This is a genomic window from Blastopirellula marina (assembly GCF_002967765.1).
GTDB classification, from domain to species: domain Bacteria; phylum Planctomycetota; class Planctomycetia; order Pirellulales; family Pirellulaceae; genus Bremerella; species Bremerella marina_A.
This window is the reverse complement of record NZ_PUHY01000005.1, coordinates 843,803-858,589: the sequence shown is the minus strand read 5'-3', so window position 1 is coordinate 858,589 and position 14,787 is coordinate 843,803. Positions and strand designations below refer to the sequence as shown.

The window sequence follows — 14,787 nt, the reverse complement described above, 5'->3', positions numbered from 1 at the left end:
TGTGTGGACGAACATACGTTTCAAGACTGTGAATCAGCAGTTTTTCAAAGTGACCTGAGATCGATATAAGCATGTCAACACCGTCGTCGAATCCTAAGTCGTCTGGGCCTGGCTCGACTCCCTGCGAAGCCGGTCAGTTGGAAAAGCGAAAACGAGATCGTTTGAGAGAGTTGTTACTTCAAAAGGTGGCCTCAAGCGAAAGTAATCAAAAATCAAATGTCGGCGTTTTGGCAAACAGTGACAGTTTCGAGCCATTTCCCCTGACCGAAACACAACAGGCCTATTGGATCGGACAGTCGATTCCGCAAGGTCTTGGTGGTGTCGCGACGCACGTTTATTGTGAAATGGACTGCCAAAGTTTAGACTTCGATCGACTTTCTGATGCGATGAAGAAGTTGCTCGAGCGACATGCGATGCTACGTGCCGACATCCTGCCAGACGGACGTCAGAGGATCCTCAACGAGTGCCCGATGTTTAGCATTCCGTTCGAAGATCTATCTGGCCAACCAGAAGAGTTGCGGTGCTCGCGGTTGGAGGAGATCCGATCACGCATGTCTCATCAAGTGCGTCATCACTGGCCGTTTTGCGAAGTAGTTGGGGTGCGAACGAGTGAACAGATTACACGTCTGTTTTTCAGTTTCAACCTGTTGGTCATCGACGCTTTCAGTGTAGGCCTATTGCTGGTTGAGTTGCAGCTTATATACAAGAATCCAGGCATTGTCCTACCTCCCATTACGGGCTCCTATCGCGATTTCGTCCTAGAGACTCAAGCAGCGAAAGCTACCGATTCTTATCGACGATCAATGGACTTTTGGCGGGAACAACTCGGCAAGATAGAACCCGCTCCCGAACTCCCGATGTTTCGCTCAACTCACGAGGTGACACCACCACGATTTCGACGCTTGGAAGAAACATTGAGTGCAGCAGAGTGGGCATCGTTCCGCTCCCGTTGTCAGGAATTAGGATTGACGCCGACGGCCGCCCTCCTTGCGGCATTTACGTCAGTGCTAACGCGATGGAGTCGTACTAATTCTTACAGCGTAATGACGACATTGTTTAATCGACAGTCACTGCAACCAGAACTCCAGCCTGTGCTTGGTGACTTCACTTCTCTAATGTTGCTCTCTGTCGAAGACGAGGAAATCAAGTCCGAAACATTTGCGACGAGGGCGTTGCGTTTACAGTCATCGTTTTGGGAGCGATTCGATCATAGCCGTGTCAACGGTGTCGATGTATTGCGAGAACTGAAACGGGAGCGTGGTATTGATCCGCTCAATGTCATTTCAGTCGTTTTCACAAGTATTCTTGGCGACATCCCGGCCCGTAAAGCAGAACCTCTCGGCAAGGTAGTTTATCGCTGTTCGCAGACTCCTAATATTTGGCTCGATCATCAAGTGTTTGAGGAACAAGACGCACTGACTTTAAGTTGGGACTATGTCGACCTTCTATTTCCCGATGGACTGATCGAAGACATGTTTGCCTGCTACTTTAAGCTTCTCAAGCGTCTAGCGTTCAACGAAGCCGCATGGAATGATCCAGCTTTGCTTCCGTTGCCGAGTGACCAAGTTGTTCGTCGCGCCATGATCAACCAAACTCGGGTGGAAATGACGGATACAGATCTACTTTCGCTATTCTTGTCGCAGGTTGAGACGCGACCGAATGAAGTGGCGGTCATTGCGGAGGACGGTTCTCTGACCTACGCTGAGTTGAATGAACGAGCAAAACAACTTGCGTCTCGGATTGCATTGACTCTTGGGGACAATAGAAAACCTATTGCTATCCTTCTACCGAAATCTCTGGACCAGATTGCCGCGGCGATTGCGGTGCTAAAAACGGGGGCTCCCTTTCTTCCGATCGATATATGTACGCCGCCGCAACGTTTGGCAATGATTCTGGAACAATCCGAGGTCGTGCTGCAAGTCGTCGATCCAACTAATAATCTATGCTGCATGAATGCCTTGGTGCCATCGCTATCGGTGATCGCACCGAGCGATGCCGAATCCCAAGCTGATGTTGTGCTTTCTCGCCCCACATCCGATGATCTCGCCTATATTATTTACACATCTGGATCGACCGGCAAACCGAAGGGGGTAGCCGTTACTCATCGAGCAGCATGCAATACCATTCTGGATATCAATCGACAGTTTGCGATGGGACCTTCCGATCGTGTATTCGCAATTTCATCGCTTGCGTTTGATCTATCCATTTTTGATATCTTCGGCACGTTCGCAGCAGGAGGTATAGCGGTATTGCCAGCAGAGGGTACCGATCGTGATCCCAAGCATTGGATCGAGTGTATCGTGAAACACCGCGTTACGGTCTGGAATTCCGTTCCGGCACTGGCGCAGATGCTTGTTGAGTATTTGGAAGGACCAAACGTGGTTCGTCTCATGTCGCTCCGCTTGATGCTGCTCAGCGGCGACTGGATTCATGTTTCACTCCCCGATCGAATCTGGTCAACTATTCCAAGTGTACGTCTGGTAAGTCTTGGTGGTGCGACGGAAGCTGGAATCTGGTCAATTGTTCATCCGGTCGATCGCCTTGCGCCCCATGCTAAGCGAATACCTTACGGACGTCCTCTAGCGAATCAACGTTGGTATGTCTTGGACGAAGAGTTTCATTCAATTCCAGATTGGGTCAACGGTAGCCTTTACATAAGCGGGGATAGCTTGGCGGTCGGGTATCACCGCAATCACGAGCAAACCGAACTGATGTTTGTGACGCATCCTGAGACCGGTGAGCGACTCTATCGCACTGGCGATGTCGGACGATATCTACCGAATGGAGAAATCGAGATTCTCGGCCGCGAAGATGCTCAGGTCAAGATTAATGGAGTGCGAATCGAACCGGGCGAGATCGAAGCAACACTCATAGCGACAGGAATGATCTCGGCTGTCGCAGTCGTTCCATTCGATGTACGAGACTCTACCCGCCTTGTCGCCTTTGTCGTGGCAATCGATGGTCAGACGTCTCAAGAGATCGAAGTAGCATTGTTGCAAGCTCAGCGAGACTGGCTTCCGGTCGCAATGCACGTTTCAAGAATTGTGTTTCTCAATTCTCTCCCTCTGAGTAGTAACGGCAAGATTGATCGCTCGGCCTTCGAGAATCCTCTTCCTACGTCCAATCCATCAGAGCTTTCCGGAGACAAGAACTCGTCTTCCGCCGAAGTTGACAAAGGGGCAGATTTGGCAGAAAAGATTGGTAGACTTATTGGAGAAACACTTGGCTTACCTGCTATCGGTCCCAATGATAATTTACTTGATTTGGGAGCAGATTCGATTGAGATTGTGCGCGTAGCGATGCGAATAGAGGAGGAGTGTGGTATTCGAGTGTCTTTCCCCGAACTGTTCCAATCCCCCACGATTTCATCGATAGTTGCGACCAGTTCTAATGGTTCATCGTCCGGTTCACGCGCCGCGAGAACTTTCTTCAATGACCGGGCTATTCTCGACCCAACAGAGCGTGACCAATTTAAAAAGGCACGGTACAATCTCCGAAACATTACAGGTAGAGATAACTGCTTAACATTGCCATCGTTCACCGACTTCGAAGATGCCAAAGATCTATTCGCCCGGCAGAGCAATCGCTTTTTCGATGAGGGTCCGCTCACTCTTGATCGAATGTCCGGAATTCTCCATGCGTTGAGTGAAACTACAAGAAACGGAATTCACAAAAGAGCGTATGCGTCAGCCGGAGGATTGTATCCGGTTCAGACCTATCTCTATGTCAAGCCAAACGCAATTGAGTCCCTCACGGACGGATGCTATTACTATGATCCCGTCTGTCATCGGTTAGTTGTCGAGAGGCTGGGCGAAGTGCTCGACGAGCAGTTCTTCGACTCTCAAGTGAATCGCCCTTTGTTCCGCCGGAGCCATTTCACTCTACTGTTCGTTTCTGACGACGCTGCAATCGAACCGATGTACGGCGATCTTTCCTCGAAATTTGTTGACATAGAAGTTGGTGCGATCTGTCAACTTCTGGAATCAACGGCTCCAAGGTTCGGAATTGGACTGTGTCAGATCGGGTGGTGGAATATTAAGTACGCGATCGAGACTCTAGGTTTGACTACCGAACGGCGACTCGTCCATGCGGCAGTTGGCGGTCCAATTACTGCAAGTCGGATCGATTGCGAGGGAACTGATATGCAATGGGAATCAGGGGTCATCGAATGACTCCACGTGAGCTCCTAGACCGGCTTGATGCTTGCGGCGTAAAACTGCGCGTGATTGGAACACGAATAGAGTTTAACGCTCCCAGTGGTGCGATTGACGCCTATTTGAAGCAGTTAATGACCGAGCATAAGCTCGAGCTAATGGAACTGATTCGCGAGCGATCTTTTGCAGTGGAGTCAGCACTTAACGCTCGCGATCAATCCCACGCGGGAGCATTAGCGCAGCACGTGCAGCCATTCTTCGATAGTATCGGGGGAGTGGTAAATGAAATGTTCGACTCCGCCTGCCTTGAGGGGGCGACTGCTGGCTACGTCCGTCACATCAATCCAACACTTGCTGGCCTGTTTCATCTGTTGGGACTCGATAAGACTTACGTTCGAGGCCAAGGCACCACACTTTTTGATTCTGAAGGACGTGATTATCTTGATGCAATCGCTCAATTTGGAGCACTTCCCTTTGGGCACAATCCGCAAGCGATTTGGGACGAAATTGCGCGATTTCGGGATAGACAAGAGCCTGCGTTCGTTTCTCAGGCGATTCCGGTTGCGGCAGCTGAACTGGCGGAGCAACTTGTTGAGATTACGCCTGTTGGACTGAATAATGTTGTCTTCACCAACAGTGGGGCCGAAGCGGTTGAAGTCGCCATCAAATTATGTCGTTACGCAACTGGACGCGTCGGCGTGCTATCTTGTCGTGGCGGATTTCACGGACTCACGATGGCTGCAATGTCCGCAACTGGAAGCAGCTATTATTGCGAAGGCTTCGGGCCGCGCATGGACAATTTTGATGTTATCCCCTTCGGAGAAATCGGAGCCCTCGCGGATCGACTGGAGTCCTATCCTAATCGCTATGCCGCGCTGCTTGTTGAACCAATACAAGGAGAAGGTGGTATCCATGTCGCTCCCGACGGGTATCTAAACACGGCACACAAATTGTGTAGCCAAGCCGGTGTTCAACTCATCGTCGATGAGATACAGACGGGGCTGGGAAGAACAGGGCACCTTTTCTACTCTCAATCGCTCGGTTTGAATCCGGACGTGCTTTTATGCGCTAAAGCACTTGGCGGCGGACTAGTACCCATCGGAGCGGTATTATATTCGGATGTTTTGCGGTCTCCTGGGTTTGATTTGCGACACTCATCGACCTTCGCTGGCAACGCCCTGTCCTGCCGCGTCGCTAGTGCCACGCTTGAGATACTGACTGACAGAGGACTGCGTCTCACCGATCAGGTCCAAATGAACGGCATCTATCTTGGTAATCGGCTTCGGGCGATGGCCGCGAAACACCACGAGTTTGTTAAGGAGATCAGAGGTTGTGGCTATATTTGGGGCGTAGAATTCGACTTCTCGCGTCTCACACATCGACCGGGGTTGATCGCACTTTTAGCTCAGCGAGGCTTGCTCACTGGATGTATTGTCAGCTTCGCGTTAGCCAATAGTCAAGTTCGGCTCAGTCCACCTTCGATAACACAAGTCATTCGTATAGAGCCACCACTCATCGCAACCAAGGGCGAATGCGACCGCATCGTTGAGTCGATCGAAGCAGCTTGTCAGACAATTAAGGCGAACGACGCGTCCGCGCTACTCCGACATTTGGCGACGGAGACTATGCCACTACGGACTAGAAGCCAAGACTTTCTAGGTAGAGATCAAACATTTAGGCAAATTACTGCCCAACTCGACTCCGAACCCTCGTTCGATACGATGCCTGGAGACCGATTTGCGTTCGTCGTGCACTTCTTGAAGATCACTGACTTTGCCTTGTTCGATCCGAGTTTGAGCGAACTGACGCCGAAGGAACTGAGATATCTGCGTGATCGACTCGTTGCCGCAAGTGGACCTATCCCAATTGGTGAGATTAGGGTCGAGTCGAAAACCGGTCAGGTTGCCTACGGAGAGATCATCGTAGTTCCATTCGACACGGAGGAGTTGCTTGCGATGCGGTCGAACGAAGCGATACGCTGGGTTGAATGGGCATTTGAGATCGGAAGCCACCGGGGAGCAAAGGTTGTCGGGCTGGGAGGGTTCACATCGATTGTCACCAATGGTGGGACAGCATTGCCAAAAAGCAGACGTACGATTTGTACTAGCGGGAACGCATTGACTGCTGCAATGGCGGTTGAAGCTGTAATCGATGCTGTAGAACGCAGCGGTCGAAAAATGTCCGATGTGACGATTGCGGTTGTCGGGGCGGCTGGTGTGATCGGGCGGGCCATGTCCCAAAAGCTTGCTCAACTCGTCGGAGCACTCTGTCTTGTTGGACGTGGCGGAGGTTCCGACCTAGCGCAGCATCGCCTTATTGATGTAGCGACAAGTTGTATTCAATCAGTCTGGACCATCGACGCCACAAATCGGACGCAGTCGTTGGGAACACTTGCCAAAGTTATTCAGCAGCAAGCAACGTGCATCGACGCAGTACAACTAGCAACCGCGTGGGCTCAATCGGACGGCCCAATTAGTGTGTCTTGGGATCCCAACGACGCAACACGTATGGCAGATGTAACGATCACCGCAACTAGCAGTCCTGAACCAATTATTGACATAGCAGCCCCGAAGCAGGGGGCGATTCTATGTGACGTGTCCCGGCCATATAACATCGCTGATGAAATAGTTAAAGTTCGTCCAGATATTCAGTTGGTCCGGGGTGGCCAAGTTGCGCTCCCGGGTAATCCGGAACTTGGGCCTCTAACACAGGATGTTCGCGGCGTATTAGTTGCGTGTGCATCAGAGACGATTTTGTTGGCATTGGAGTCTGCTAAAGATGATCTGGGGCATCGAGGCGATTGGTGCGGTCAACTGTCGCCATTTCAGCTTGAGGTTATTGAAAGATCTGCCATCAAGCATGGCTTTCGGCTCCATCATCCGAAAACTTAAGTAATGGCAAGAGTGTTCATCGAGATCAAGACGAAGGCCCGGGGGCAAGGAGATCGGTATCGCTGAGCAGGCACATTACCGTAGGCGAAATGGAGTACGGCCGATCAGGTCAAGCATTCCATAGATTTCAAGAATATGAGCACTCGGCATGGGCTGATGTTTGGCTTGACAAGGCGAACCTGACAGAAGCCGCTTCGGGACAATTCTGAATCTGGAAAAGCGACCGCTAGAGCAGTTCTATTTTAGCTCTAGAGCCATCTAGGCAAACCTGGAAGTACAGGTTCCATCGGCTCTGTAGAAAACACCATAAAAAGTGTAACCCGCAAGTGGAGTTTCTAACGTAGCAGCTCTTAATGAGCGTTACGAGTAAATCTCCGTTAGATGTTTTGGTCATGGCCTGGGCCGTTGCCAAGCGAGCGTTGCCAGCGTATCAACATGTAAATAGCCCGAAGAAGTTCACGCAGCATCAATTGTTTGCCCGCCTGGCGCTGAAGAATTATCAGCGGCTCGATTATCGTAGCATCGTCGAGCAGCTTCTCGACTGTCCGTCGCTGACCGAAGCCATCGAGCTAGACTATATCCCCATTACACGACGCTGCAGAAAGCGGCCCATCGATTGAGACTCCACCCCTTCGTCATATCTCACCCAACATCTTCATTGAGAGCCACTTGAGACTGCCTATTTCGGATTTTCTTCTCCAGTTCCCAAGAGCTGGAAATCCATGGATGAAAGTCGTAGATTAAAATGCTACCAATATGTCGGCTGGAAGCCGCCGCTTTTACAAATGAGATGAGATGGCAGCGATCGGCTGGATTGACTTTTCCTCAGAACATCGAGACAAGGTTCGCACGGTCATCGACCTACTCCGCAAGAAAGGGGTGATCGACGAACTTGGCATTGGGGTCATCCGTGACTCCTTAGCGGATCGAATGTTTCCCGGAATTTCGACGATCCAAACTCGTGCCAAGTACTTTACGCTCACGGCTCTCCTGATTCGAGAATACCTGGATTTGCCCCGGCGTGAGAAAGACAAGCTATCACTCGAGGCTCATTTTCGTGAGCGCGAGAAGGCCTGTCGTATCCAACTCGTTCAGCGATACGGCAGTTCTGCGGAAAGCTTAGGCATCTTCGGCGTCAGCTTTGGCGAAAGCACGGATCGCGACGTCCTCCGCCCGCCTTCCTCGGCCTATTGGAACGGCCTCCGTGTGTTTGGTTTCGTGCGTACTCGCCTCTCACTCCCTGAATTCAGTCGAAAGCTGAGCAAACCGCAATCGCTTCAAGACCTCCTCCAAGACACAAGTCACCTCAAAGGGGATGACGTGGATGCCGATCCCCAAACCTTACCTACGGTACGCGCCCCTCAGATCTCGGCCAACTATTGGGACGATCTGGCGATCACGCTAACCGCAACCGAAGCAGAATTCTTAAAGCAACAAATCACTTCTAACGTTCCGACCAGCTTTCTCGGTCAGATCTTGCTGGACGACGAGGCGACTGATCAAGTGGTCCAACTCGAGCCCAATGCCCGTTTTATGGACCTCGCCGAACTTCCCTTCGTCAAGGACCTTGGTTCGATTGACCTCAAAAGAACGATTTCCCATGCTCGGGACTTTTGGAAGATCCTCCGCGGAGCCCATATTCGTTATAACTGGCTGCTTCAAAAGCGATTTGGGCAACCAAGCTTGCTCGCGACACGCCAACAGGACTGGGAAGCCTGGGTCGATGAGATGCAGCAATTCGAATGGGCGCAGTGGAATACTGACTTTCTTTGGGAAGTGGTCGAGCAGCATGGTAGTAAACCCAAGGCTGACACTCGCAACTTCGTCAACGGTTGGATTCAACAGGCTCGATCCGCCATACCCAACACGGCGGCATGTGATGAGCTCGTAGGTTTTCAAGAACGAGCGATCAAGGGTCCCAGAGCTCGGCTTCGTCCTTACGCGAAGGATGTTGACATTGGTGAATGGGTCGGCCTGAAAGGGCTCGACTTTCGCTTTTCCCAAGTGAGAGACTTGGTCCGCGATATTCGACGGGGCGAATCGGGAGAGGCGGATCCAGATGCTGGACGTTAAGCAGAATCGGTTAGATTATGGCAGACTGCTCGTTCCCCCAGAGGGATTCCAGCTCTCGCAGGCAGTAGCAACGACCTACAGCGTTGACCTGGACACGCTGCTTTCTATTCCGGTTGCCCTCTATTACGCTCAAACCTTGGAAGGAGAGCTACTAGGCAAAGATGTCCAGATTATTCATGCGATTCACGAAACGGCGAAACGACTAAAGGTCTATCATCAGAAAGGGCAACTACACGTTCCTCAGGTCGCGAAGGATATCTACGCCTATCTCGAAAATTCGCTCATCCCTATTCTCCCCCAGAATGAGTTCACTTCCTTTCATCCCAAGACCTGGGTCTTGCGTTACCAACACACAGAAGACGTAAATCATATCGTTTTTCGACTCCTCGTTCTGAGCCGGAACCTCACGTTTGATCGGAGCTGGGACGTCGCCGCTTGTCTTGATGGGCCCCTCACGGACACAAGTCACGCCAATACGCAGCCGCTAGTTGACTTCCATCGCTGGCTCCATGGCGTTCATCCATTTCCCAACGGGGAATCCTTTCTGGCGGAACTACAGCGCGTCGCCTTCGAGCTCCCCGAAGGCTTTGACCAGTTCGCTTTACATCCCATTGGGATTCCCGGCTACACTGCCAATCCGGTGGCCCGCAAGCGTGCGACCGATCTACTCTGCTTGTCCCCCTTCTTACATCCCAAAGCCTTAGAGACAATCCGCCAGAACGTCACTTCCACTGCCGAACTATTGAGTCGACGAATTGAGCTAGAACGCCTACCGCCTAAGCTTCTCCAGCAGTTCTCGAGTTACTGGCTCACGGATATGGTGGTCGATGGGGAACGGCTCAACTCCTCGGAAGAAGGAGCGACCGAACCGGTAGAACAGAATCTCCACGCCAAAGTCTTTCTGTTCGATGAAGCGGATCATACGACTTGGTTTTTGGGATCGAGCAATGCGACCCAAGCCGCGTTCACGCGGAACACCGAGTTCCTGATCGAGCTGCTCGGCACTGCCCCTGCGACGCGAAGAGAACGGATACGCAAACAGCTTTTGGAGAATCCAGACATCGGCGAGTTATTTATTCCGTTTCAGCCAGAGCAGGGGGGACAGACCACCGAGGAAGATGAATCACAAAAGCAAGCGATTCGCACCCTAGAATTCAAACTGCTCGCTGCCGAGGCTGCCGCTCACGTTTCGTTGGCGGAGAATCAAACCAACTACGACTTACAGCTAAAGATTGACTTGCGAGAAATCCATGTCGATGAGGCGATGGGCGTATCGGTCCGACCATTTGTACGCGGACTTGCGGATCAGCCGCTGCAACTTGGCGAATTCAATACGCTGCTATTTCCGAATATTAGTGAAACGAGCCTGAGCCAATTCTTTCAATTCACCATCTCGGAAGGCGACTTGGTGCTTCGGGCCTTCCTCACGCGTATTAAGGTTGCCGGCCTACCAGATTCGAGACTTGATAACATTTTCAAGAGTATCATCAATAGCCGGGACAAGTTCTTCGCCTATCTAAGATTCTTGCTGGCGGACGATCTTTCCAAAGACGATCTTGAGCTGGATTTGGGCTCAGAAGGTAAGACGGATACCGGCAATGGAGGCGAATGGCAGTTTGACATGCCTATCTTTGAGCAGCTCCTGATCACTGCCTCCCGCAATCCCAAGCGACTCCTGGAAGTCGATCGCATTATTACCCGACTTTATGAGGAGAACGAAGACTGCGTGATTCCGGGTGATTTCCTGTCGATGTGGGAGGTGTTTAAGGCGGCTGTCCCCGCAGAGGAGGACGGCAATGACTAAGCGGCCACGGCTGGAACACTACGTCGACGAAGCACTTCTGGGTCTCAAAGATTTCCAGAAGGCAACGGTCGATACCGTCTATCAACAGATCTATGGCAATGGACAACGCTGCATGCTCGTAGCGGACGAAGTGGGGCTCGGAAAGACGATCGTCGCCAAAGGAATCGTTGCCCGCAGGATTCTTGATCGTCTCCAGCAGAAGAAACGATCGCCCCTACGCGTGACGTATATCTGCTCAAATCAGGTTATTGCCCGAGAGAACCTCCGTAAACTCAATCTCTTTCCATCCACCTTGGCGATGAAAAAGCCCGTATCCCGGCTCGCCTTCTTAGCGGAAGTGGAACCAGAGCCGGAAGGGGAAGGCGTCGTTCGCCAGCACTTGCTCGAGCTCAATTCCCTAACCCCCTCAACTTCCTTTGAAGTTCAGCGCTCCGCCGGCCTCAAGAAGGAACGGGCCATTATTTATGCGCTGCTCTGCCACGATCCCGACATGAACAAGCACCGACGGGGCCTGCAATGGCTCTTGCGGGGTAGCGTGGAGAAGATGCGCGACTACCAAAACTACCTGGAACGCAAACGAAAGGCCACGTACCGAGACGATCTCACCAACCGTTTCCTAAAAGTCATTAAGAAGGAGAAGATTCCCAAGTCGGAAACGATGATTTACTCGAAACTCGGCTCCAGTCGGGTCTGTTCGCTCCATCAAGCGGTCCTCGAATTCGCCAAGCAGCTCCATTCGCGCCGAGGATCACGACGGGAGAAGCAAATGCATCGCGGTTGCCTGAGACTCGTCCATCAACTGCGCAGGCTCTTGATTCACTGCTGCCTCCGCTACGTGAATGCCGACCTGTACATCTTGGATGAATTTCAGCGGTTTCGGAACATCGTTGATATCAACAACCAGGAAGAGGAGGCTACCATTGCTCGCGATGTCATGTTTGCTAAGCGTGATTCTCGCGTCCTGCTCCTTTCAGCAACTCCCTTTAAAGCTTTTACGAATCATGATGACCTCGATCGCGGTGAGGATCACTACCAAGACTTTCGTAAAGTCCTCGAGTTTCTCTTACGAGATCGATCGGATTGTCTCAATTCCTATGACCAACATCGCCAGGGGCTTTATAAGCAGCTCCTGACGCTACAAAAGGGAGAGATCGACCTAAACCCAGAGCACCGCAGTCGGGTTGAGGAGATCCTGCGTTCGGTGATGTGCCGGACGGAGAGAAACAGTGTCGCTGATGATCCAGCGGTGATGGTCGAAGATCAATGGAGAGATCCGGTCAAACTCAGCTTGGGGGACATCGAGAATTTTCGCCAGACCGACCAAATTGTGCAGAGCATGAACCGCCTGCAGCTAAATGCCGGCAAGCCCACGGAGTACTGTAAATCCGCACTCTATCCTTTCTCTTATTTGGATCGCTATAAGATCAAAGAGTCACTATCGCTGCACAAACACGATCCAGAGATCGCCTCTTGCCTTGAGGCGACCAGGGGAGCCTGGCTGAATCTCGAATCGGTAGACCGTTATTCCCTGAACCTCGAGAATGGCCAAGATAATGCGGGTCCCTCACATGCCCGCCTCCAGCTCCTGATCGAAAAGGCGATCGGTGAGCGCGGTGCAGAGCTTTTATGGGTATCGCCCAGTCTACCCTACTATCTCTTGGAAGGCTCTTTCCAAGGCATGGAGACCTTCTCGAAGACCCTGCTATTTTCGGCCTGGGTCATGGTTCCTCGCGTCATTAGTACGCTTCTCTCGTACGAAGTAGAACGGCGAACGGTGGGGAATGAAGCGACGCGAGAATCGATGGAGAAGCAGTCCCGAACGTATTTTCAGCAGCCACGACACCCCAGTCCTCAAATGCGTTTCGCCACGACGGGCAAGGGAGTGGACGCCCAGCAGCGGAACATGAGTAATTTCTGTCTCCTCTATCCCAGTCCCTTCTTGGCTCAGGTTGTCGATCCAGTTCAGAACGTTTCCGACGGTTTCACCCTGGCGGAACTCAAGAAGCGAACGACGGAACGCATTCGAGCTGCAATCGACCGAGCAGATCTCGATCAATACACGACCAAGGGAGGTGATGGAGAACGATGGTACTGGGCAGCTCCGCTTCTCCTGGATCGTCTGGAGATGGCGGTCGACGATCCGGTAGATACATGGTTTGAAAGTGAGTCTCCGAAGAAGTACCCCTGGGAGCGAAAGTCTTATTTCCAGGACGCCTCGGATGAGTCCCGTGGCAAAGAAAGTCATTTTGCCCATTTGCGTGACTGCTTCCACGATCCTGCTTCGGCCGGTCTGGGACGCCCACCTGCTGATTTAGCGGAAGTCTTGGCGGAATTGGCGCTCGGTTCGCCAGCGGTCTTGGCGCTTCGCAGTCTAGGCCGTCTCTTTCCCGATCAGAAAGGCGAACGTCTCATGGTCGGAGCGTTCGATGTCGCCGATCAGTTTGTCAATCTGTTCAATAAACCGGAATCGATTGCCGCTGTCAGGCTCCGAACGCTGCACGACAGCTATTGGAGAAAGGTAGCCAACTATTGCGCCAATGGCTGCCTGCAGGCGGTGTTGGACGAGTACTTTCACTTGCTTCGAGAGCAAAATATCGACTTTGACGAAGCCGTTTCGCGGCTGGCCAGTTCGGTCACCTTGAATACCGCTTCGATCAACGTCGACGATCTCGATTCCTTCTTGGCCGGAAAGCCGCGTCGCTTGCGTTGCCACTACGCCGTGGAATTTGGTAGCCAGCGGATCGAGACGGAGCAGGGGGGCCAACGTGCCACCGGTCTCCGAGAAGTCTTTAATTCTCCGTTTCGACCGTTCGTCCTCGCGACTACTTCGATCGGACAAGAGGGACTAGATTTTCACAGCTATTGTCGTCGCATCGTCCATTGGAACCTGCCTGGCAATCCGATTGACCTCGAACAGCGAGAAGGGCGAATCAATCGGTATAAGGGCCTCGTGATCCGTCAGTTCCTGGCTAAGAAGTATCGGCAGCGTTTAACAAAGCTGTCGGGAGATGTGTGGTCGCATCTGTTTGAACTCGCCAGCGAGCAGGAACGCCAGGCCCAAGGCAAGTGTGAGCTGGTCCCTTATTGGCATGTGGAAACGGATGACATCAAGATCGAACGCGTTATCCCGTTCTATCCCTACAGCAGTGACCAAGCCAAATTGCGCAAGATTTTGAAGACGCTTGCCATCTATCGCTTGGCCTTAGGACAGCCTCGCCAGGCAGAGCTGGTCGAACATCTTTTGGCTCGCGATTTTGAACCGGAAGAGATGAAGCAGATTATCAAGTCGCTAATGGTCGACTTGAGCCCGATCAATTACTCTGCGAACAGCTCCTCGTAGAAACCGAACCGTCTGCGATCGCTGGGCCTAAGGCGGGCCCTGGTGGAGGCGGGTTCCCATCCGGAGCTACTTCGGAGCTCCCTGGGCAGATCCAAGCATCATCACTCGCTTCCAGGCTCAGCAATCCTCCGAAAGTGCTAAAACTCTAACGGATGGTTATCTTCCTTACGCTTCAGGCGGCACCCTTTCATCAAACGACTTTTCGTTGTGGGGGCTCCCGTTGTGATCGATGCGAGTTGCTGAAACCGCGCATCATCGCATAGACCGCAGTCATCCCATCTTAACATGCAACCGCGAACCACACCCCTCTTCTGGGGAGACCTTTTCGGCGGGAGGGATGTGCGCTATTACCCGGAATCGCTGCCCCGCAATGAACCTATAGGGGAACGCACTGTGTGTTCATGCCTGCTGTTTTTCGTTGTTTCAGGGAGTCTTGCTCGCGTGTTTCGTGTGACAATCTACGCCATTAACTGTTTTGAACCATTGTCGCCTTCGCCCGTGCTGATGTCATGCCATTTGCATCAG

The 14,787-nt window shown here is 52.1% G+C and carries 6 protein-coding genes; all 6 read left to right on the top strand.

Annotated elements, in window-relative coordinates; genetic code table 11:
* Positions 1-71: 71 nt before the first annotated feature.
* The 6 genes from C5Y83_RS07860 to C5Y83_RS07835 all read left to right on the top strand — a co-directional run bounded on the left by C5Y83_RS07860 (position 72) and on the right by C5Y83_RS07835 (position 14,262).
* The gene (locus C5Y83_RS07860) at positions 72-4,172 is read left to right on the top strand and encodes a non-ribosomal peptide synthetase (RefSeq protein WP_105329099.1); all 4,101 of its coding nucleotides are present in this window, start codon (positions 72-74) and stop codon (positions 4,170-4,172) included.
* Complete coding sequence (locus tag C5Y83_RS07855) at positions 4,169-7,045, top strand: aminotransferase class III-fold pyridoxal phosphate-dependent enzyme (RefSeq protein WP_158262281.1); 2,877 nt, start codon at positions 4,169-4,171, stop codon at positions 7,043-7,045. The genes C5Y83_RS07860 and C5Y83_RS07855 overlap by 4 nt, the downstream gene beginning before the upstream one ends.
* A 353-nt stretch (positions 7,046-7,398) precedes the next feature.
* The gene (locus C5Y83_RS07850; RefSeq protein WP_146117703.1) at positions 7,399-7,665 is read left to right on the top strand and encodes a hypothetical protein; all 267 of its coding nucleotides are present in this window, start codon (positions 7,399-7,401) and stop codon (positions 7,663-7,665) included.
* 175 nt (positions 7,666-7,840) lie between these two features.
* Entirely contained in the window at positions 7,841-9,118 is a 1,278-nt protein-coding gene (locus C5Y83_RS07845) for a DUF6361 family protein (RefSeq protein WP_105329096.1), read from the top strand.
* Positions 9,105-10,922, top strand: coding sequence for a phospholipase D family protein (locus C5Y83_RS07840; protein WP_105329095.1), 1,818 nt, complete (start codon positions 9,105-9,107; stop codon positions 10,920-10,922). The genes C5Y83_RS07845 and C5Y83_RS07840 overlap by 14 nt, the downstream gene beginning before the upstream one ends.
* Entirely contained in the window at positions 10,915-14,262 is a 3,348-nt protein-coding gene (locus C5Y83_RS07835; protein ID WP_105329094.1) for a helicase-related protein, read from the top strand. Before C5Y83_RS07840 ends, C5Y83_RS07835 begins: the two co-directional genes overlap by 8 nt.
* The last annotated feature ends 525 nt before the right edge of the window (positions 14,263-14,787 follow it).